Source organism: Gracilibacillus alcaliphilus (assembly GCF_016909015.1).
GTDB classification, from domain to species: domain Bacteria; phylum Bacillota; class Bacilli; order Bacillales; family Amphibacillaceae; genus Gracilibacillus; species Gracilibacillus alcaliphilus.
The window spans coordinates 1-22436 of sequence record NZ_JAFBFA010000001.1; the positions used below are offsets into that span (position 1 = coordinate 1).

The 22436-nt window shown below is 39.3% G+C and carries 21 protein-coding genes and 2 pseudogenes; 22 read left to right on the plus strand and 1 reads right to left on the minus strand.

Annotation, left to right across the window (positions count from 1 at the left end):
- Window positions 1–219 precede the first annotated feature (219 nt).
- On the minus strand, window positions 220–822 hold the full coding sequence (locus tag JOD18_RS00005) for a TetR/AcrR family transcriptional regulator (RefSeq protein ID WP_204666837.1): 603 nt from the start codon (window positions 820–822) through the stop codon (window positions 220–222).
- Between the two features lie 295 nt (window positions 823–1117).
- On the opposite strand from JOD18_RS00005, the gene JOD18_RS00010 reads away from it, so the two are divergent.
- From JOD18_RS00010 to recO, 22 genes and pseudogenes are all read left to right on the plus strand, one after another.
- Window positions 1118–1999: an ABC transporter ATP-binding protein gene (locus tag JOD18_RS00010; RefSeq protein ID WP_204666838.1), complete on the plus strand. Its 882-nt coding sequence runs from the start codon at window positions 1118–1120 to the stop codon at window positions 1997–1999.
- Window positions 2000–2024: 25 nt separating this feature from the next.
- Window positions 2025–3638 carry an ABC transporter permease gene (locus JOD18_RS00015; protein WP_204666839.1) on the plus strand — a complete coding sequence of 538 codons (1614 nt, stop codon included), beginning with the start codon at window positions 2025–2027 and terminating at the stop codon, window positions 3636–3638.
- 1379 nt (window positions 3639–5017) lie between these two features.
- Window positions 5018–5248 carry a PspA/IM30 family protein gene (locus tag JOD18_RS00020; protein ID WP_204666840.1) on the plus strand — a complete coding sequence of 77 codons (231 nt, stop codon included), beginning with the start codon at window positions 5018–5020 and terminating at the stop codon, window positions 5246–5248.
- Entirely contained in the window at window positions 5235–5966 is a 732-nt protein-coding gene (locus tag JOD18_RS00025; protein WP_204666841.1) for a hypothetical protein, read from the plus strand. Before JOD18_RS00020 ends, JOD18_RS00025 begins: the two co-directional genes overlap by 14 nt.
- A gap of 185 nt (window positions 5967–6151) precedes the next feature.
- Window positions 6152–6472 carry a hypothetical protein gene (locus JOD18_RS24915; RefSeq protein WP_204666842.1) on the plus strand — a complete coding sequence of 107 codons (321 nt, stop codon included), beginning with the start codon at window positions 6152–6154 and terminating at the stop codon, window positions 6470–6472.
- 437 nt (window positions 6473–6909) lie between these two features.
- Window positions 6910–7417: pseudogene (locus JOD18_RS24095) on the plus strand (Ku protein); the annotation flags it as partial.
- A gap of 198 nt (window positions 7418–7615) precedes the next feature.
- Window positions 7616–8971: a tRNA (N(6)-L-threonylcarbamoyladenosine(37)-C(2))-methylthiotransferase MtaB gene (gene mtaB, locus JOD18_RS00040; protein ID WP_204666843.1), complete on the plus strand. Its 1356-nt coding sequence runs from the start codon at window positions 7616–7618 to the stop codon at window positions 8969–8971.
- 394 nt (window positions 8972–9365) lie between these two features.
- Window positions 9366–9542, plus strand: a complete 177-nt coding sequence (gene rpsU / locus JOD18_RS00045) for a 30S ribosomal protein S21 (protein ID WP_018931586.1) — start codon at window positions 9366–9368, stop codon at window positions 9540–9542.
- Window positions 9543–9556: 14 nt separating this feature from the next.
- On the plus strand, window positions 9557–10003 hold the full coding sequence (locus JOD18_RS00050) for a GatB/YqeY domain-containing protein (protein WP_204666844.1): 447 nt from the start codon (window positions 9557–9559) through the stop codon (window positions 10001–10003).
- Window positions 10004–10291: 288 nt separating this feature from the next.
- A complete protein-coding gene (locus JOD18_RS00055; RefSeq protein ID WP_204667169.1) occupies window positions 10292–11569 on the plus strand; it encodes an NfeD family protein in 1278 nt (425 codons plus the stop codon).
- 20 nt (window positions 11570–11589) lie between these two features.
- Window positions 11590–11955, plus strand: a pseudogene (locus JOD18_RS00060) (flotillin-like FloA family protein); the annotation flags it as partial.
- Between the two features lie 131 nt (window positions 11956–12086).
- Window positions 12087–13085: a flotillin-like protein FloA gene (gene floA, locus JOD18_RS00065; protein WP_204666846.1), complete on the plus strand. Its 999-nt coding sequence runs from the start codon at window positions 12087–12089 to the stop codon at window positions 13083–13085.
- Window positions 13086–13139: 54 nt separating this feature from the next.
- Window positions 13140–13688, plus strand: a complete 549-nt coding sequence (locus JOD18_RS00070; RefSeq protein WP_204666847.1) for a hypothetical protein — start codon at window positions 13140–13142, stop codon at window positions 13686–13688.
- Between the two features lie 402 nt (window positions 13689–14090).
- Entirely contained in the window at window positions 14091–14375 is a 285-nt protein-coding gene (gene yqfC, locus JOD18_RS00075; RefSeq protein ID WP_338029467.1) for a sporulation protein YqfC, read from the plus strand.
- Window positions 14376–14398: 23 nt separating this feature from the next.
- On the plus strand, window positions 14399–15601 hold the full coding sequence (gene yqfD / locus JOD18_RS00080; protein WP_204666848.1) for a sporulation protein YqfD: 1203 nt from the start codon (window positions 14399–14401) through the stop codon (window positions 15599–15601).
- Between the two features lie 2 nt (window positions 15602–15603).
- The gene (locus tag JOD18_RS00085) at window positions 15604–16557 is read left to right on the plus strand and encodes a PhoH family protein (protein WP_204666849.1); all 954 of its coding nucleotides are present in this window, start codon (window positions 15604–15606) and stop codon (window positions 16555–16557) included.
- 41 nt (window positions 16558–16598) lie between these two features.
- Complete coding sequence (locus JOD18_RS00090; protein ID WP_204666850.1) at window positions 16599–18740, plus strand: HD family phosphohydrolase; 2142 nt, start codon at window positions 16599–16601, stop codon at window positions 18738–18740.
- The gene (gene ybeY, locus JOD18_RS00095; protein ID WP_204666851.1) at window positions 18730–19200 is read left to right on the plus strand and encodes an rRNA maturation RNase YbeY; all 471 of its coding nucleotides are present in this window, start codon (window positions 18730–18732) and stop codon (window positions 19198–19200) included. Before JOD18_RS00090 ends, ybeY begins: the two co-directional genes overlap by 11 nt.
- On the plus strand, window positions 19172–19555 hold the full coding sequence (locus JOD18_RS00100; RefSeq protein ID WP_204666852.1) for a diacylglycerol kinase family protein: 384 nt from the start codon (window positions 19172–19174) through the stop codon (window positions 19553–19555). The genes ybeY and JOD18_RS00100 overlap by 29 nt, the downstream gene beginning before the upstream one ends.
- Before the next feature lie 438 nt (window positions 19556–19993).
- On the plus strand, window positions 19994–20899 hold the full coding sequence (gene era, locus JOD18_RS00105; RefSeq protein ID WP_204666853.1) for a GTPase Era: 906 nt from the start codon (window positions 19994–19996) through the stop codon (window positions 20897–20899).
- A gap of 313 nt (window positions 20900–21212) precedes the next feature.
- Window positions 21213–21341 (plus strand): YqzL family protein, encoded by a 129-nt coding sequence (locus tag JOD18_RS00110; RefSeq protein WP_204666854.1) that lies wholly within the window; start codon window positions 21213–21215, stop codon window positions 21339–21341.
- 32 nt (window positions 21342–21373) lie between these two features.
- Complete coding sequence (gene recO, locus JOD18_RS00115; protein WP_204666855.1) at window positions 21374–22126, plus strand: DNA repair protein RecO; 753 nt, start codon at window positions 21374–21376, stop codon at window positions 22124–22126.
- The last annotated feature ends 310 nt before the right edge of the window (window positions 22127–22436 follow it).

The following is a 22436-nucleotide window of genomic DNA, read 5'->3' on the forward strand; positions in this document are numbered from 1 at the left end:
TCCTTTAGCTTTATATTTTTATTCTACCAAATAAAAAACTGTGTGAGTAAGAAACCGTACGCATTTCTTACTTACACAGTTAATATTACACTCCCCATTAAAGCAGAAGTGTGTACAGATCATATTGATAAACTTGTACATAAATGTGTCTTCCTTAACAAACCACTCACGGGTGGTTTTGATTTTGTGGTTTAGCGTATTTTCATTTTAAGAACAAATCTACTTTTTCTTATTTGGAGCAATCCCTTTAATGAGCATCTCCGTCCATTCTTCTGTATAAGGAGCAATTTTTTCGTAAATATTCGGGTTGGAAATGCCTTCTACAATCGCTTGGAAATATAGCAGCAGAAATTCATCCGAATATTTTAAGTCTACCTTTCCTTCTTTACGCCCTCGATGGAATAAATCCAGCATCATGTCGTAATTTACTTCGTTAAATTTCTCCATCATCAAAGATAAACCATGTTCATCCTTTTTCGTGAAAAAATCCATCATTTTCATGTAAAATGGATGACTAATTTTATCTAACATGCTGACTTTATTTTGGCTTAATGCAATCAGCGTTTCTTCAAAAGATTTATTTTCAGCCATTATTTTTTTTGCTGTTCCTATCAATTGATTGAACATGTGTTGAAAAACTTCGTGAATAAGATTGTCCTTGCTGCCAAAATATTTGAAGAGGGTAGCTTTTCCGACATTAGCCTGTTTGGCAATCTGCTCCATCGTTACATTTCCTTCACCAGTATTTGAATTCAATAATTCAAAAGCTGCCTCCAAAATTTGAATTTTCTTTTCTTCTGTCCGTTTTTGGAAACCATTCATAATTAAGCCTACTTTCTATATATCATTTAAAAAATTTCTTCTCATAATCATATTTCTTCCTATTTATTATATATAACAATTTATGAACTAGCAAATAAAAAATAGTTTTATTGCATTGACTATATTAAAAAAAAGGACTATTATTGAACTTATAAATGAACTTTAGTTTAAAAGGATGTTTATTATAAATTAATGTGAACCATAAATCCATTAATGGTTTATTCTAAACTTCTTTTTAAACCGGAAAGCACGTTATGACATGATAGCCATTTTTTAAAGAAGGAGTGTCAGTGTTATGACTGAAATTGTGAAATTAAAAGGTCTACAGAAAAAATTTGGTAATTTTCAAGCACTAAGAGGTGTGACGTTCACAGTAGAGGCGGGAGAAGTTGTTGGCTTTATCGGGCCGAATGGGGCTGGGAAATCTACAACGATTCGTACTTTATTGGGCATTATTAAGCGTGATGCCGGGCAGGCAGAAATTTTTGGGAAGGACGTTTGGAAAGAAAGTCTGGAAATTCATAAACGCATTTCGTATGTGCCTGGTGATGTTGCACTTTGGGGGAGCTTGACAGGCGGGGAAATCATTGACTTGTTTATGAAGTTGCACGGTGGAGGCGATAAGCAAAAACGTGATTATTTAATTAAACGTTTTGAATTGGACCCGAAGAAAAAAGCCAAAGGTTACTCCAAAGGGAATCGGCAAAAAGTTGGTTTGATTGCGGCATTGTCTGTTGATTCTGATTTATATATTTTTGATGAACCGACTTCCGGTCTTGACCCATTGATGGAAGCAGTTTTTCAGGAAGAGGTAGAAAAAATTAAAGAAGCAGGGAAGTCTATTTTGCTTTCTTCTCATATTTTGAGTGAGGTGGAACGTTTAGCCGACAGGGTTGTCATTATCCGTCAAGGAGAAATTATAGAAACAGGCACACTCGATGAATTACGTCATTTGACCCGTTCTACGATAACATTGTCAACAGAAGGTGACGTATCAAGCATGGAATTTGTTGAAGGTGTACATGATTTTACGCAGAAGGATAATCAAGCGACATTCTCTGCGGATAATCAACTCATCCACGATATTTTAGAAGAAGCTATCAAATTAGGCATCACAAAGTTTGAAGCTGTTCCGCCGACACTAGAAGATTTATTCATGCGCCACTATGAAGGATAATCGTTGACAGGGAGGTGAAAGGATAATGAAAGAAAAATTTGCACGCTGGGATATACTATTTTGGCAATATTTAAAGCGTGATTGGAAGAAAATGATTTTTTGGATTCTAGGAGTTGGTTTATTTTCAGGTGGCTTTGTGCCTGCTTTTGAAGAAATAGCAAAAGGACAAGGTTTGATAGGGATGTTTGAAACATTGCAAAATCCGGCAATGATTTCTATGGTTGGCCCAACCCCGGTTGAAACAGCAGCAGATTATACAATAGGTGCGATGTATGCGCATGAAATGTTATTATTCTGCGGATTGTTTGCAATGATTATGGCTGTTTTACATGTGATAGGACATACACGTAAGGAAGAAGATCTTGGATTGACAGAGCTTGTGCGCTCATTTCAAATTGGACGGCAGGCAAATTCACTCGCGGCAATGGCAGAGGTTGTAGTCATTAATGTTCTGTTGGCGCTTTTTATTAGCGGTCTGCTCATCGTTTTTAATGTAGATACATTTTCTGTCCAAGGTTCCTTGTTATTTGGAGCATCTGTTGGAATGGCTGGTGTGATTGGAGCAGTAATCGGACTGGTGATGGCACAGATTATGCCGGCCGCTTCCAGTGCAACTGGTTCAGCGCTGGGAATCGTTGGACTGCTTTATATTATTCGGGCAGGAACAGATGTCTCCAATGTAGATTTATCTATGTTCAATCCGCTTAGTTGGACATATCTGACATATCCTTTTACAGAAAACAACTGGCTGCCGATTGTTTTTGTTTTGATTTTCAGTATAGCTATGGTAGTCCTTGCCTTTACGCTGGAAGGCGGGCGTGATATGGGAGCAGGGTATCTTCCTGAAAGAGAAGGCCGGGAAAGCGCGAAAAAATCTCTATTATCTGTACGGGGACTGTTTATCAAGATTAATAAAGGAGTCATCATTGGCTGGCTGATTGGTTTTGTCGTGATGGGAGCAGCTTACGGTTCCATTTATGGGGATATGCAAACCTTTTTGGAAAGTAATGAGATGATGAAGCAGATGTTTGCTCAATCCGGATTTTCTATTGAAGAATCCTTTACTGGTACGATTATGATGGTAATGACTGGTCTAGTATCTATTCTGCCGATTGCTGTCGTTAATAAGCTTTTCGCTGAAGAGAGTCGTTTACATTTAAGTCAGCTTCACGCAACGAAAGTAACTCGTGGGCAACTTTACTGGACAACAATTGGTTTAGCTGTTTTTGCCGGGTTAATCGGAATTTTATTAGCTGCCGGTGGTCTTGGCGGAACAGCTATCTCGGTCTTGGGGGACAGTGCAACCATTGATATGGGTGATTTTTTCGCAGCGGGCTATAACTTTCTGCCATCTGTGCTGTTCTTTACAGGACTTGCAACGCTAGCCCTTGGCTGGGCACCGAAGTTAGGAAAAATAGTCTATGCATATCTTGGCTATTCCTTCATCTTAAATTACTTTGGCGGTATTTTGGATTTACCGGATTGGTTCTCGAAAACAGCTGTACAAAGCTGGATTCCACAAATGCCGATGGACAGTTTTGATGCACCCATTTTTATAACTTTAACTGGAATCAGCATTGTTCTACTGATTATCGGTTATTTTGGTTATAAAAGACGAGATATGGTAGAAGGGGCTTAACTTCAGATAGGATATGCAACTAAGTGTAAAAGTCAATTTACATCATTTATCTCAATGGTGTAGGTTGACTTTTTTTTCTATTTATGATGATTATAGATGGAAAAGACGACGTATCAGTGATTGTATAATATATCTTTACGCAAAAACATATGATAATATATTAATATATTTCCATAAAAAACTTTTCAAATAATGAACAAAGGAGTATTCCACCATGATCAGGCAGACTTCTATGAGCATTTCTTCTTTCTTTACTGCTTACCGGGTATCAGTAAAGCAGTCGATTAACCTTTATTGAGAAATAGAACGCTGATCCATTACTTTAGCTGAAATAAGCAATAATTGCTTTAGAATCCACTAAATCAATCTAAGTGAACCTTGTCCATAATAATCCATAAATGCATGCTCGCCATTCATAACGATGATTGGAAATTGTACGGTTAAATTGGTCAATCTAGAATAAACGCTGCTTATAAATTGTGATCTAGGAATCGGGTTTCATTTGTAGTAGATGTTTTCTTTCAAACGAAATGCCTTGATTTTTAATAATTGTTTTAATTCTGCATATCGTGACAAGCAATGCGTGCGCTTCCTGCAACACCTAGTATCTCCCGTGCTCACTCCAGGTCTGTGGCTAGATTCTTATCAGAATGCTTTCGTTTTCGTGATCTGAGATTGCTCCAAGTGGCCAACTGTCGGCTGCATCGATATCCACATCAGAGAGTAGACCACGATGTATTCCCTCCAATCTGATTCTATATTTTTAGCATTCATTATTTTATAACGGTTATTAAGTAGTAGTTAATGGACACAGTGAATTGATAACATGGAAGAAGAATGACTATGAAAGTATGTAATACGTGAAGGAAATGGGACGAGCATTTGAAAAATGCAAATTGGAAATTGAACTGATTAATGAATGATGAAAGAACCTTTCAACTAATAGATGCAGATTGAAAGGTTCTTTTGTATTCTATTTCAAACAATTTGTGATATCATAAATACGGATAAACTATATTTGAATGTTAATGAAAGGATGATATATATTGATGAACGGAAATACACCCAAAACTGTAAGTTTTTACACGCTTGGATGACCCCTAGTAAACTCACTTATGATTGCTACAGGATTTAGTAGTGGCAAAGTATAGAAGGGTTGGGGAAATTACCTCAAAAGTCCTTTTTATTGATTTTCTCCTTTGAATAATACCGAATAGCTACCACATTATTTTTCAAAAACATACCTAAAAGCACTTAAGAATAAATGTCTGTTTCCTAAACTATCCAGAGAAACGCCTCAAAGGAAACTATTTGCGAAATCAATCGTATTTCATATTGTGCACGAATCGTACATTACTTATTCTAAGAGGAGGATTTGTATGTTTCAATTATATAATAGAATGAAAACCATTGTCAGTTCGGAATTGAATGCAATGATTGATAAGGAAGAAGTTCCGGTCAAAATGTTAGAACAATACCCGAGAGATATGGGAAAGGACATTGAAGATAATGAAGAATTAGCAAGAAAAGCACTGGAAGATAAAAGACACCAGGAAAAATCGTATGAATCTTTACAGGCTTCATGGGAGCGTGCAGATGATGTTGCCTGATATTGGACCGGACCCACTGTCTCCTCCCATGTGGGCGCGGAAGGTGTCTCGATATGAGCCGCACGGCCTCGATGTGTTGGAAGCCCACGTGGTCGCACAGCGAACGAATGCGTCCGAGTGGACGAAGAGCTCGGCTCTACAGAAGATCTGGGCGTTTCTCGTCGGATTTGTTCCTTGGATGGCGTCGATCGGCGGGTTTGCGGCGCTGCTGGGCGATGACCGTGCAATCCGTCTTGGGCGTATGACCCCTCGGGACGCGGGAGACATTCCTTTCGCTGCCATCTGCTACGCAATCGCAGCACTCGGTGTGGTGGTGCTGCTCGTGGACTGGGTGCGGGAAGGGCGCAAGCGGACGCCCGGCATACGCCTGACCATGACAATCATCTTCGTGTTCGGCGCACTCGGGATTCCCGTGGCGTACATGCTGGCGGCTCGCGAGGGTGTGGACATGGGTCTCATGATGGTGCCGACCTACGTGATGATGGGTCTTGCCGTCACACTGTTCATCCTCGTGCAGATGTCGCCTCGCCCGGAGGCGAAGGTGCAGGAGATCGCTCTTGAGGATCTTGACGAGAAGACTGTGAAGCGCCTCCTGATGCTACGCGGCCGGGCTATCGACACCCTCGTGCAACGAGGCCTGATCGATGGCGACGTCGCTGACATCAACGCACTAAAGGCGCGCCCGCTCGGCCGTTTGCACATCGAGGAGGATACATGAGTACCAGAAGATTAGCCTTGACCCATTGACAGGGCCTTCTCATAGAAACAGAGGCGTATGGGCAACCTGCCCTCGCCTTTGAGGATAGAAGGGTGGAGGGAAATTACCCCCAAATCCCCTTTTTATGGTCGCTATTCCAGATGAAGTCTTTCATGCTTTATCAGTAATGAGAAATGATTTAAAAGATGAAGCTATTCACCCTTCAAACAGGCGTTTCAAACAGTCACTTCCTACAGGCGAAAGCCTTGACTGAACAGAGGCAAGAGGTCAAATTAAAGGATCTCCTTGTCCTGGAACACACGCTTTGGGAGAATGTTGATCAAAAGATGAAAGTATCTGAAATAGTTCAAAATCACGCTTTAGACATCGTTTCTAAAACAAAAATGGAGATACCCAGAATAATCAGGAAACAGAAAGTGAATCAGAGAACGAAGGTAACGACGAGAATAACAATGAAGCTGGAACAGAGGAGTCTAACAACACAAGTCTTTTTCATAGTATGTTAGAAGATGATCCTGCCTTTAAAGAATTCATTGATCGCTTTAATGAGCTAGCCAGTAAATCGGATTCTGTTGAAGTAATAGATGATAGTACAGTAGATGTTGTTGGAGGGAATTTGCGATTATTTGAATCACCCGAACTTAGAATTGGAGCTCAGGAAGATACAATGAGTTATTCAACGATGTATTTCGTGGTAATCAATTCAAATCAACCATATAATAATTTTGAGGGAGAAGGTTATGAAACCACGATGTTAATTGGAGAAGCATTAGGTATGGACACCGATGAACTAAGCGAAAACTTTGAAGATAGTCTAACAAAATTTCGACATAATCACACGCAGCATGTTGATAATGACAAAAGACGGGTTGTAAATTTTTTGAACTATAAAGATGAAGATTCTGATTTTGAAATGGATGCAAGAGGACTAGAGATACAATTCTCAAAAGCATATGCTTTATTGAGAGAAGCATTAAAGGATACTGGTAAGATAGGGATAACCAAGATGATGATAAAGTCTAAAGAGCAATTGGCAGTAATTCGAGTACATGAAGACGCAATCGTGGTTGAAACAATTCATTACCCCGATGAAGTTTGAGCTGTTAGTGATGTTCCCAACGTCCCCAGTCAGGAGCTGTTGGCAAAAAAGAATTGATACAGCTAAACTCTTAATTGATCAGCTTACAACCGAATTTAAACCGGAAAAATATAAAGATAACTACCGTACTTCTTTATTGGAGTTGATTGAAGCTAAAAAGAATAACGAGGAAATCGAGATCGGCGGAGTATCTAAAGTGAAACCAGACAACGTGGTTAATTTAATGGACGCACTCCAAGAATCATTAAATCGTGCAAAAAAAGACCAATCAAAAACGAAGAAGAAAACAACTACCAAAAAGAAAGCAACTACTGCCAAGACAGTCTCAAAGAAGAAAAAAGCTACTTCTTAAAATAAAGTGAGATACAGCCTCTAGCAATTAAGCAAGAGGCTTATTTTTCTTGCAAGTTTAAAACATCTTTCATTACTAAAAACAAAGTACCTAGATAAGGGAAGATAGAAAAGTTCTTTTGTATTCTATTTCTGATTTTTTATGATATTATAGGATACAGTAAAAAACCTATTAGAATAACGAAAGGATGAAATATATATGGCTGAAAAGCTACTGAAAACCGTAGGTCTATTTACACTTGGTTGCAAAGTCAATCATTACGAAACAGAGGGGATATGGCAGAAATTCAAGACTGCCGGCTATGAACGTGTCGATTTTGATCATCATGCCGATGTTTATGTGATTAATACATGTACCGTAACCAATACTGGGGATAAGAAAAGCCGGCAAATTATCCGCCGGGCTATTCGTCATAACCCAGAGGCTATTGTTTGTGTAACTGGCTGCTACGCACAGACATCACCAGGAGAGATAATGGAGATCCCAGGTGTAGATATCGTTGTGGGTACACAAGACCGCGGTAAAATGATTCAATACATTGAAGAACACCAGGAACACCGCCAACCGATTAATGGTGTAGCTAATATAATGAAAAATCGAATATTTGAAGAAATGGATGTACCGCAATTTTCAGATCGTACACGTGCTTCACTGAAAATCCAAGAGGGATGTAACAATTTCTGTACCTTCTGTATTATCCCCTGGTCCAGAGGGTTATTACGTTCCCGTGATCCGGAGAACGTTATCAAACAAGCACGTCAATTAGTTGAGTCAGGCTATAAAGAAATTGTGCTGACAGGTATTCATACTGCCGGCTATGGGGAAGATATGAAAGATTATAATTTTGCCCAATTATTGCGTGAGTTAGAGACAAAAGTGCCTGGCTTAAGAAGGATCCGTATTTCCTCTATTGAAGCCAGTCAAATTACAGATGAAGTGATCGAGGTGTTGGACGCTTCAGAGAAAATCGTTCCGCATTTGCACATCCCGCTGCAATCAGGTTCTGACACAGTACTTGCCCGGATGCGACGTAAATATACAACAGAATTTTATAAGCAGCGAGTAGCAAAAATTCAAAGGGCTCTGCCGCATTTAGCGATCACATCCGATGTTATTGTTGGTTTCCCAGGTGAAACAGAGCAAGAATTCCAGGAAACAGTTGATTTCATTAAAGAGATTGGTTATTCTGAGTTGCATGTATTTCCTTTTTCACGCAGGACAGGAACACCAGCGGCAAGAATGGATAATCAAGTAGATGAAGAAGTTAAAAACCAACGTGTACAAGCATTAGTAGAGCAATCCAACCAGCAAGCACTTGCTTATGCTAAACAATATGAACAGGAAGTAGTGGAAGTTATTCCAGAGGAAACATTTGATGACGATAACCCAGATATCTTAGTAGGGTACTCTGATAATTATTTGAAAGTGAAATTTGAGGGAAGCCGTGATCTAATAGGTGAGATTGTGCGTGTAAAGATTGACAAGGCCGGCTATCCATACAGTGAAGGTACTTTTGTTCGCATCATGGATGATTCAACAGTTTCTTCTATATAATCTGAGACAAAGTAAATGATCTTCCTTTCATCAAAAAGGAAACCATAGTCCCTTACCTAAGTGGATGGCACTCTCTTTCTAAACAAAACATATAAAGGGAGTGCCATCTCTGTGCGTATTCAAGACAACTTACTTCTTTTTGAAAAACCATTTCGATTTCGACCTGATAATGGTGATAATTTCTATTTATAGTATGAACAACAGCCTTTCTGAACGGAATTCAAAAAAATTTTTACTTTTTTTAATAATGATAGATAAATATAGTTTAATCGCTATTTTCTTGTGTATACCTGTTGACCAACTAAAGGGGTTATATTATAATTGCAAGGAGACATATGTATTTTAATGTATGTTGTATTAATTTGTTGTTTGCTTCGGAGGGAGGGAAATTTGCATGTCTAACACAACTCGCGTTCGTAAAAACGAGTCACTAGAAGATGCTCTTCGTCGCTTTAAACGTAGTGTATCAAAGTCTGGTACATTATCAGAATACCGTAAGCGTGAATTTTATGAAAAACCTAGTGTACGCCGTAAGAAAAAATCAGAGGCCGCTAGAAAGCGTAAATTTTAAAGAAGGTGTAAGCAGTGGCGATCGTTGAACTATTAAACGAAGATATGAAACAGGCGATGAAGAAGAAAGAAAAGTTAAGATTAGGTGTTATTCGTATGGTGAAAGCTGCGATGCAGAATGAGGCCATCAAGTTACAAACAGATTCATTGTCTGAGGAAGAAGAATTAACCGTTTTGGCAAGAGAGCTAAAGCAACGAAAAGATTCCCTCCACGAATTTAAACAAGCTGGGCGCGACGATCTGGTAAGTCAGTTGGAAGAAGAAATTGTCGTTATTCAAGCTTATATGCCAGAACAACTTTCAGAAGAAGAACTAGAAGAAATTGTTGTTCAAACGATCAATGAAGTGCAAGCCCAATCTAAAAAAGATATGGGGAAAGTAATGAGCAGCTTGATGCCAAAAGTAAAAGGTAAGGCAGATGGCGCAAGAGTGAATCAATTGGTTCAAAAGAACTTATCATAAAATGAACAGAACGTATTCATTCACCCAAGAACCCTTGGCTAATTACAGCTGAGGGTTTTTTATTATGGCACCAATGAGCAGCTCACCTCATCACTCGTTTTGATATCCCTTTCTTGTCGATGATGTTTGTGTTAAAATCAGTTTATCGGAATATCTTTTTTTTGAAACCAATGATACATAGGATACGTATAAGGGGTAGGTGGCGGAAAGATTAGATAGAAGGGAGGAACATGCTTGAAGAAGCTCCTTTTTGTATGGTGCACCGTTTTGCTGTCAGTAAGTTTTTTCATGTTTGCTCCATCTAACCACGCTTCAGCAGAGGAGGATGGCCAAGGTAAGCTGGTGTATGTCATCCCGATTGTTGATGAAGTAGAGCGCGGATTGGAAGCATTTGTGAAACGAACCACCTCAGAAGCAGTCGAGGCAAATGCGGATCATGTCATATTTGAAATCAATACACCGGGCGGCCGTGTCGATGCAGCAGAGAATATTGGTGAAATATTGCAGGATTTGGAGATAGAAACATCTTCTTTTATCACGGTAAGGGCTTTGTCAGCTGGTTCTTATATCGCCTTAAATACGGACAATATTTTTATGAAGCCGCAAACTAGTATGGGGGCAAGCGGTGTTATTACTGGTGATGGCAATGCAGCTGATAAGAAGGCTCAATCGGCTTGGCTGGCTAGTATGAGAGGTGCAGCGGCCTCTAAAGACAGGGACCCTTTATATGCGGAAGCAATGGCCAATGAGCAGATCGATTTACCGGAGTATGGCGCTCCAGTGGGTGAGTTTTTGACCTTAGATGCCAATAATGCAGTTGAAGTTGGATACGCAGAGGCGATTGTCAGTCACCGCACGGAATTATTACATGAATTATCTCTATCAGGTGCAGAAGTTGTCGAAACAAGCCCGACTGTTGCGGAAGGGATAGCACGATTTCTAACGCATCCAGTCGTTGTTCCAATCTTATTATCCCTCGCTAGTATTGGCATAATCGTTGAACTTTACTCACCTGGGTTCGGTATACCTGGCTCCATTGGAATAGCTTCACTTATCTTTTACTTTTATGGTCATATGGTAGCTGGTTTGGCAGGCTACGAAACATTGTTATTACTTCTGCTCGGAATTGTCTTGATTATTCTTGAGATCTTTACACCGGGAGGCATCTTAGGCTTCCTTGGTTTAGGTGCAATAGTTGGTGCGTTGTTTATGTCATCTGATGATGTAGGTCATATGGCGATGAGTATTGCTATTGCACTAGTTGCGAGTATTATTGTAGCCGTTGTGTTATTCAAAACGATTGGTTTAGAGAAAGGTATTTTCCGAAAAGTTATTTTATCCGATCCTACAGCCGCAGAGTTAGGTTATGTATCGACCGTAAACCGTAATGAATTAATCGGTAGAGAAGGAGTTACAGCTACACCGCTTCGTACGGCAGGAACAGCAGTCTTTGATAACGAGAGGCTTGATGTCGTTTCTGATGGAGGCTTTATTAATGCCGATGTACCTGTTAAAATCATAAAAGTGGAAGGTTCGCGTATAGTAGTAAGTGAAATAAAACGCTAGATAGTAGGTGAAAATACTATATGGATGGAAGTTTAATTTTGTCCATTATTATTGTTATTGCGGTTATCATTCTTTTTAGTTTTATACCAGTAACGCTATGGATCAGTGCGCTGGCTGCAGGGGTGAAGGTAAGTATCTTTACACTAGTAGGGATGCGTTTAAGAAGGATTGCACCATCACATGTAATTTATCCATTAATTATGGCACATAAAGCAGGAATTGAGGTAACCGTCAAGCAGCTGGAAAGCCACTTCTTAGCAGGCGGTAACGTCGACCAAGTGGTTAATGCATTGATTGCAGCCAAACGAGCAAAGATTGAATTAAGCTTTGAGCGTTGTGCATCGATGGACTTAGATGGCCAAAATGTATTAGAAGCAGTGAAAATGAGAGCGTCCCAGTAGGCAACCGTTGGACTGGTTACTAATAGTGCAGTAAACAGAGGTTATTCAGAAGCGACTGGCCATCATTGCATGGAACGCTTGAAAATAAAACAATAGATATAAGGAGGAAATATCGTATGAACAATGATTTAGATATTATTATTCCCATAATTATTATTGGTCTAATTGTAATTGCAGTAGCCATTCTCTTTACTTTTATTCCAGTAATGCTGTGGATCAGTGCGCTGGCTGCAGGGGTGAAGGTAAGTATCTTTACACTAGTAGGGATGCGTTTAAGAAGGGTTGTACCATCACGTGTAATCAATCCTTTAATCAAGGCACATAAAGCGGGAATTGGGGTTACCACCAATCAGCTGGAGAGTCACTTTTTAGCAGGCGGTAACGTAGACCGAGTGGTAAATGCATTGATTGCTGCCCAACGTGCAAATATTGAATTAAGCTTTGAACGTTGTGCGGCGATTGACTTAGCAGGCCGGGATGTATTAGAAGCCGTACAAATGAGTGTAAATCCAAAAGTAATTGAGACACCTTTTATTGCTGGTATTGCAATGGATGGTATTGAAGTGAAGGCATTAGCGCGTATTACCGTTCGAGCTAACATTGACCGCTTAGTCGGTGGTGCTGGTGAAGAAACCATTATTGCCCGTGTAGGTGAGGGTGTGGTAAGTACGATTGGTAGCTCGGATGCTCATACACAAGTTTTAGAAAATCCAGATATGATCTCTCAAACCGTATTAAGTAAAGGTCTTGATTCTGGTACAGCTTTTGAAATTCTCTCGATTGATATTGCCGATGTGGATATCGGTAAGAACATTGGTGCGATCCTGCAAACAGATCAAGCCGAGGCAGACAAGAATATTGCCCAAGCAAAAGCCGAAGAACGCCGTGCCATGGCCGTTGCACAAGAGCAAGAAATGGTTGCAAAGGTTCAGGAAATGCGCGCGAAAGTTGTGGAGGCAGAGGCAGAAGTGCCGCAAGCCTTGGCAGAAGCATTACGTTCTGGCAAAATGGGTGTTATGGATTATATGAATTATCAGAATATCGATGCCGATACAGATATGCGTGAGTCTATCGGTAAGCTGACTGAAAACGATAATGATGAAAATGACAAGTAAGTATGAATTCTCCTATCCATTATCTGATAGGCAGTCTTTGAAAGGAAGATGCTGATGGAAGGAATATTTAGTTTTATCATTCCGATCCTTGTATTCATATTCTGGATTATGAATATGAGTAAGCAGCGTGAGGAACAACAGAAGCAGCAACAAGCCCGTCGGCCTAAAACGGTGCAGCAGCAACAAAACCATCAATCTCAGACGGCCCAACGATCAACCTATCAGACACAGACTCAAGACCAGGAGCGTTGGAAACAGGAAGCTGAAGAAATGATGGCGCGATCCGGACAGGAAATAGGTCGTATAGGCGAGGATCCTTATACCAAACAAAAACGGGATCAAATGGAAGACTTAAAAGACAAACTGAAACAAGCAAGGAAAATGCGTGAACAGACGCAAAATGATAAGGTAATTAAGTATCAGGAGCTGGAAGGCAAGCTTGATCAGAAAGTGAACAAGTCCAATCCGAAGGTATATGAAGGTACCTTCTCGATTAAAAACAATTTGACAAGTAAAGGTATTGCCCAAGGCATTATCATGTCAGAAGTCTTAGGCCCGCCAAGAGCCTATCAAAAAAGACGCTATGGACGTTTTAACCGCTAGTCAAAAAAGATTGGATGGATTACTTCTTAATCAAACTGTAACATGATTTTCGGAAAATCGGAGGCAGATCTACAGCAGATCAGCTTCCGATTTTTTTGTTGTACTATAGGAAAGCATAAAAGTTTATGGATTATAGTATAAAAAACTAAGGCTGAATCATTACGAGCCATTCCTCTATATAACGACCTCTTCTATATTTACCTCCTAAATGAGTTATCCGGATCGTGATAAATGACTCTCCTTCTATATGTTTGCAAAGCATGTATAGCTGTCGTTTTACCTCGTATATTGTTAGCGCATTCCCCTTTAATTTAGATAACAAACTTTTAAATGCACGTATAATTCAATGTTCTTATTCCTTATTCCATTCATAGAATAAAATGGAGGGGAGGCTCAGATTTAGTGAAGAAAAATAAACTCAAAGAGAGCATCATGCGTTCGATTACACAGATATTTGATCTGCCTTCTGAGGTCACCTTAAAGCTACCGCGTATAACAACGATAGGAACAATTCATGCCTATATTGAAAATCATCAAGGCCTTATTATTTTTTCTTCTGAAGAATTATTACTAAAAGTTCATCAAGGGCATGTCCGCATCAAAGGCAAAGGCTTTGTGTTAAAAATGATGATTGCCCAAGATATTTTATTAGAGGGCGAAATTAGTGGAATTTATTACGAGAAATAAAGCAAGGAGCCGGAGGGACGTACATGTTTTTTATCAAAAAAAATTGGTTGACTGGGTATATTACGATTGTGGTGAAAGGAGCACATCCAGAACTTTTTTTTCAAATATTAGCAAAGCACCAAATTATGTCATGGAATATTATCAAACATGATAAAGAGACTGCGTGTGGTAGAATAAAGTTAGCAGATGTAATGAAAGTACGGCAGATCAGGCGAAAGACGAGATATAAATTATCCTTTGGGAGCCGGAAAGGCCTGCCATTTACAATGAAACAGCTGAATCAGAAGCGACCGTTAATTATTGGCTTTCTTGTCGTGATTATATTTATTTTCATGCTTTCTAATCTAATCTGGAGAGTGGATATTACCGGGCTTGATGCAGAGATCGAGGAAAAGGTAAGTCAGCAACTAGAGGAATATGGTGTCAAAACGGGTAATTTTCAATGGAATGTAACCTCACCAGGGAATATTCAAAAGCAATTACTGGCTGATATCCCTGAATTATTGTGGGTCGGTGTAAAAAGAACAGGGTCAGCTTATCATCTAGAGGGCGTAGAGAAGACAATCGTAGAAAAAGAAGAGCCCACTCCTCCGGGGCATTTGGTGGCAACCAAAGAGGGGGTAGTGGCAAACTTATTTATTTCAAAGGGACAACCTATGGTCCAAACCAATGATGTCGTATATCCAGGTGATATCTTGGTTTCCGGTTTTCTTCATTCATCAGATGAAGAGGATACGAATTCAGGCACGATTGTCGGTGCAGAAGGGGAAGTGTTTGCTGAGGTTTGGTACAAATCAGAAGTAACGGTTCCAATGGAACAAGAACTACAGTTAATGAAAGGGATAAACGAAAAAAAACATTATTTACAATTCAAAGATATTGTTTTACCCATTTGGAATTTTAAACAGCCTTCTTTTTCCGAATATCAAATTGAATCAGAAGAAAAAGATTTTTACTTCCTTAAGTGGAAATTACCGGTCACCTATACGAAGAAGACGATCTATCAGACAGAAATCACCAAACAGCAAATGGAAGCGGAACAAGCAAGAAAGATAGCCTTGGCACAGGCTCGCAGAGAATTAAGCAGGACAACTCCTCCAAAAACAAAAATAATAGATGAAAAAGTTTTGCACGAATCGGCAGAGAATGGTAAAGTTAAATTAACTTTGTATTACTCAGTACTGGAAAACATTGCAACGAAACAACCTATTAGTCAAGGAGATTGAATATGACAGAAGATTTAAAAATAATTGATTTACACCTAGAAAATCCAAATGAGGCATTAGCTTTATTTGGTACAGAAGACCGCCATTTGAAACAACTGGAAGAACAATTACAAGTATCAATCACATCCAGGGGAGAGCAAATCAGTGTTTCAGGCGATACTCATGATATAGCAGTGATTCAAGATGTCCTAAATGGTTTGTTGGCTATTATTAGAAAAGGCATTACCATTTCTGAGCGGGATGTTGTTTATGCAGTAGATCTTGCAAAGAAAGATAAAATTGATCAATTGGCAACGTTATTTGAAGATGAAATTACCAAAAATGCTAAAGGAAAGTCGATTCGCGTAAAAACCCTAGGGCAGCGCCATTATCTGCAATCGATTAAGCAAAATGATATGGTGTTTGGAATAGGGCCTGCAGGTACTGGGAAAACCTATTTAGCTGTCGTTATGGCCGTACATGCATTGAAGAACGGCAAGGTAAAGAAGATCATTCTTACACGTCCGGCAGTGGAGGCAGGGGAAAGCCTTGGCTTCCTGCCAGGAGACCTGAAGGAGAAGGTTGACCCTTATTTAAGGCCGTTATATGACGCCTTGCATGATGTGTTGGGAGCCGAACATACTACACGGCTTATTGAACGCGGAACGATCGAAATAGCGCCTCTTGCCTATATGAGAGGACGTACATTAGACGATGCCTTTGTTATTTTAGATGAGGCACAAAACACAACAAATGCCCAAATGAAAATGTTCCTGACCAGACTTGGATTTGGTTCTAAAATGGTGATTACCGGAGACGTCACGCAAATAGATCTGCCCAAAGGAGTTAAGTCAGGTTTGATAGAGGCTAAGCAGAAGCTGGTGGATGTGAAGGGGATTGGTTTAGTTTATTTATCCCAATCTGACGTGGTACGCCATCCAATTGTACAAAAAATTATTGAAGCATATGAAGACTAATCACGGGGTAAAGATAGAGTACAGAAATGAGGGGAGAATCGATGCGATTTGTGACATTTATCAAACATAGAGGGCTGTCTTTGTTTCGGAATCAAGCCTTACAGATCCCTGCGTGTATTTTGATCATGATGGCTGTGCTGTTTGGCGTTTCTTATGACAATGTCCATTTGGAAACATATGAAATCGAGAAGTTCTCTTCGGCGCAAGAAACGATTCGTTCCCCTATTACGATTGAGAATGCGAAAGAAACCGAGAGGCGTATCCGGGAGGCTGTTCAGTCTGTAGAAGATCACTATGAAGTGATGCCTGAGGTCGCTGAAGAACAGGTTACATATATCAATGAATTATTTGAAGCAATTCAGGAAATTAATTCCGGTAATATAGAAGTAGGGGATGAGAAAGTTGAATTTGATTCAACGGCGGAGAAGGTTGACTACTTGGAAGCCTTTATCAATGAGGATCTATATGCTCAGATGAATCGTGATAACTTCGCTACCCTATTTGAAACACCAGAGGAGACAAGGGTACTGACGAAAGAATTATTGACCTCAGCCCTATATGATGTTTACCATGATGGTATTAAAACGGAAGATGTGGAACAAGCGATAGAAACTGTTCAGCAGAAACTTCGCTATTCTACGTTAGATGAGTCTTTAGTGACGGCTCTTGAACCGTTAATGACTTTTGGTGTTCAGCCTAATTCCTTTTTTTCATTGGAAGAGACGAATCAGGCACAACAGCAAGCAAGAAACACGGTAGAACCAGTCATGATTCGGGCTGGAGAAGTTATTGCCGAAGAAGGTCAGTTGATTACAAATGAGATTTATGAGGAATTAGAGCTTACAGGTTTGCTGAATGAGAAGGAAAGCTTTTACCCTGTAATCGGTTTGGTTGTGCTGGTGTTGTTAATTGGTATCTTCCTATTTGCTCTTATCCAAAACAGCAGGCAGCAGCAGGAATTTCAGGTACGCAAATTGCTTGCTTTAACGATATTAACGATTATTCTCGCCCTATTGATGAAAGTATTCAGCATTTATACAACAACAACCAATCCTTTATATTGGTTAACACCGATCGCGGCGTTTTCCATGTTAATCAAGATTTTGATTAATGAGAAATACGCCCTTACGATGTCTATTTTATATGCAATTATCGGCAGTGTCATTTTTAACGGAAATATTCCGGGTCACCTTAATATAGAAGCGGGTATCTATTTGGTACTATCGCAATTGGCCAGTATTTTCTTCTTGAATTTGATTAGAGACCGGAGTGCCATTATTAAAAGCGGTGTTGCGGTAGCTGGCATTAATCTCATGGTGATCTGTCTATTTATATTCCTTTCGTTTGAGAAATATTCATGGCTTGATTATTTAATCTTTGGCGGATACGGTATCTTTTCAGCCTTTGTGGCAACCGTTTTGACGATTGGTATGTTACCTTTCTTTGAGACTGGTTTGGGCTTGTTGTCTGATACAAAATTGCTCAGCCTTTCCAGTCCTAATCATCCATTACTGCGTAAATTGCTGATGGAGGCACCAGGTACTTACCATCATAGTATTATGGTAGCCAACTTAAGTGAAGCTTCTTGTGAAGCGATTGGAGCAAATGGATTACTGGCCAGGGTTGCTGCTTATTATCATGATTTAGGTAAAACGATCCGGCCTCACTATTTTATTGAAAATCAAATGGGGGCGAAAAACCCCCATGATTACTTAGATCCTTACCAAAGTGCAGAAATTATCTTACAGCATCCAAAAGACAGTGCCAACATACTAAAAGAAGCTAAAATACCAAAAGAAATCATCGATGTTGCCTATCAGCATCATGGAACAACCTTGTTAAAGTATTTCTACTACAAGGCGAAAGAACATCAAGACAACGTGGATGAGACCGCCTTTCGCTATGAAGGGCCGAAACCGCAAACCAAAGAAGCAGCAGTGGTGTCTATTTGTGATTCTGTTGAAGCCGCAGTACGTTCATTGACAAACCCAGATCAAGAATCGATTGAAAAGATTGTCAATTCTATTTTGGAAGATCGGTTACTGGATGGTCAATTAAATGAGAGTTCATTAACTTTTAAAGACTTAGAGAAAATAAAATCTGTGATTGAAGAAACACTAAAAGGGATGTACCATTCACGAATACAATATCCGAGTGATGAGGAGGAGCGGCATGGAAATTGATTTCAATGATGAGACTGGGATGATCTCAAACGAACACATGGAATTGGTCAAACAATTACTCCTATATGCAGCAGAACAGGAAGATATTAGCCCAGAGGCTGAAGTATCTATTTCGTTTGTCAATGATGATGAAATTCATCGATTAAATAAACAATTTCGTCAGATCGACCGTCCGACTGATGTGTTATCTTTTGCATTAGAAGAACAAGTGGAGGGGGAACTTGCGATTACTGGCGCGGCATTACCCGTCGTGCTGGGAGATATCATTATTTCGGTCGATAAGATTACGGAACAAGCAGAACAATACAACCATTCATTCACTAGAGAGTTAGGATTTTTAACTGTACATGGTCTGTTACATTTAATTGGCTATGATCATATGAATAAAGAAGATGAACAGAAAATGTTCACAAGACAAGAGGAGATTCTGAATGATTTCGGGCTCTCGCGGAAAGGGTAAATTACACTTTGGTTTGCGTTATGCGCTGAATGGGCTGAGAATGGCTGTATTAACAGAGCGAAATATAAAAATTCATCTGATTGCTGCTATTCTTGTCGTGATAGCAGGTGTTGTTCTATCTATCACGATAATAGAATGGGCGATTATCTGCTTGGCAATGAGTGCTGTTATTAGTATGGAGATGATGAATACAGCATTAGAAAGAGCGTTAGACCATTTAGAACCGGAACAAAGAGAATTAATTGGAATTGCCAAGGATATGTCGGCAGCCGCTGTATTAGTTACGGCTGTATTTGCTGTTGTCATCGCTTGTTTGATTTTCCTGCCAAAAGGAATCAGCATTTTTTTTAGTTAGCCGTGATTGGTCATATGTCAACGTTCTGTAAAAGGTTGTTCAAAAAATCTAACAAAATGCAAATGGCGAAGTTGGCGATAGTGTAATTTCTATTTATATTCCCCATATCGTGAGGGTATCGTAGAAATCAACACATCTTGTTCAAATTCGTTACTCAAAACTGTGCTGTCTTGTCCCTTTACTTTGACATAAAGAATGTACTATTGGAAGCGTTGGGGCAGGATGTTACAGTTTTAGCTTGCCGACGTTCATGATGTGCTAGTATCGTGTGACCACATGATGTTGCGAGCGTAACCGATGATGGTTCTTTTTATCGAACTTTTTAAACATCCCTTTTAAATAACACCACTATTTTTGTCGAAGATATGAATTACTATCAAAAATATAGTATGATAATAATAAGCAATGCAACATGAAATTAAGCGGAGGAACAAAGAGATGCAAAATCAATTTAAATCAGGCTTTGTCGCCATTATTGGCCGACCAAATGTAGGGAAATCGACCTTTATGAATCGGGTAATCGGTCAAAAGATTGCTATTATGAGTGATAAGGCGCAAACAACAAGAAATAAAATTCAAGGTGTTTATACCGATCAGCAGAAACAGATTATCTTTATTGATACACCTGGAATTCATAAACCAAAGCACAAGTTGGGCGATTTCATGGTTAAAATTGCTGAAAACGCTTTAGATGAAGTCGATGCGATCATGTTTATGATCAATGCCGAAGAAGGCTATGGAAGAGGAGATCAGTTTATAATTGATCGACTACAGTCCGTAAGAAAACCTGTTTTCTTAATCATTAATAAGATTGATTTGGTTCACCCTGACCAGCTATTGCCAATGATTGAGCAATATCGAAATGCCTATTCTTTTGAAGAGATCATACCAATCTCGGCTTTGGAAGGGAATAATGTAGGGCACTTAATGGACGTTCTGACAGAACATCTGCCTGAAGGTCCGCAGTATTATCCGGAGGACCAAGTAACAGATCATCCAGAACGTTTCATTATTAGTGAATTAATTCGCGAGAAGGTATTGCAGTTAACCCGTGAAGAAATTCCGCACTCGATTGCAGTAGTAATAGAACAAATCCAGCAGCGTGAAGATGATGAAAAAATATTGGTACAAGCTGCGATTATCGTGGAAAGAAAGTCTCAAAAAGGTATTGTGATTGGGAAGCAAGGAAGAATGCTTAAAGAAGTTGGTCAGAGGGCACGAGCAGACATCGAAAAACTTCTAGGTTCTAAGGTATACTTGGAGTTATGGGTCAAAGTACAAGAGAACTGGCGCAACCGGCCGCATCAATTACGTGAGTTCGGCTTTAATCAAGACGAATATTGATTAAGGCTGCAGATCATATGCCAATTTAGAAGCAACAACACTTGCTTGTAGGTATTAGAAGTACTTCCCGTGGCTCATAGTCTGACTGTATTTCTTATCAATAGCTATTTGATACATGGTAAATATTAATACTCATTTAATCAATTCTTGTGGAAAAACTATAGAGGAACATTAGATGAGCATCATGATTAAGAACAAAATTATGTTTCCGACTGATATAGATTACTGGTCGTGATCTGTCAGAGCTGCGAAACATAAACATGCTTTCTTCTAAAAAAAATCACAGATTATGGAAGGAAAGGTGAGGTTTAATATGATTGATGTACCATGGAAAGTCTTTAGTCAAACAGGGAATATTGAAGCTTATTTATGGATGAAAGAAATAGAAGCTGATGAAATGCAAGACGAAAATATAGAAGATGATGTGATTGTGGAAGAGTAACATTTAACGGTATAGAAAGTAAGGTGAAGCTTGTGTTTGAAAAAGTGGAAGGCTTCATTCTCAAAACACAGGATTATGGAGAAACACACAAGATTGTGACATTATTAGCACCTACTTTGGGGAAGATAGGCGCTATTGCTAGAGGTGCTAAAAAAACAAAAAGTCGTATGGCTGCAATTACGCAGCCTTTTATTCATGGTTCTTATTTGATTCAGCCAGGATCTAATTTGGCAGCCATCCAGCAAGGGGAAGTCATTTCTTCTTTTCGCAAAATTCGTGAAGATATCTTTAAGACGGCTTATATGAGTTATATTGCAGAATTAACAGATAAATTGATCGATCCAAAGAAATATAGCGCCTTTATTTTTCAACAATTGTTACAGACCGCAGAACGTATTAATGATGGGCAAGATCCTGAAGTATTAGCGATGATGTATGAATGGAAAATGTATCGAGAGGCTGGAATCGCGCCAATAGTGACACAATGTGTGTCCTGTGGCAATCCAGAGGAATTGAAGGCTTTTTCCATTGATAATGGCGGTTTATTATGCAGGAGATGTTTAGCAGTAGATCCAAACAGTATCTCTGTTCCAGATCAGGTAATTAAATTAATGAAATTGTTTCTTTGGGTTGAAATGAAACGCATCGGTGATATTTCAGTAAAAGCTGAAAATAAGAGAATCCTTCACCTTATCATGGATCAATACTATGAAACACATGGCGGTTACTATATTAAATCGAAACGTTTTTTGAAACAGATGAGTGATTGGCAGGGGAAGATCTAAGGGTTCAAAACCAATATGTTCTGATAGACATCGTTCCTTGTGAAAACTTCTAGTCGCTCCACTGATTGGATTGCACTATTTTGAAAAGAGGCTGTTGCACAATTAAATAATTGATTGTGAAGCAGTGATATTAGCACATCCTATACGTTATTTTTAATTGACATTTTGTCTGTTTTTGCGTATCATATTAAAATGAATTAAATATCAATTTGTGTGGATAGAGAGTAGTACTGAGGAGATTGCCAGACAGCGAGTTCAGGAGGGTGTGAGCTGAACAGGTTAAACTTAGGAAGGCACTCTGGAGCAATGT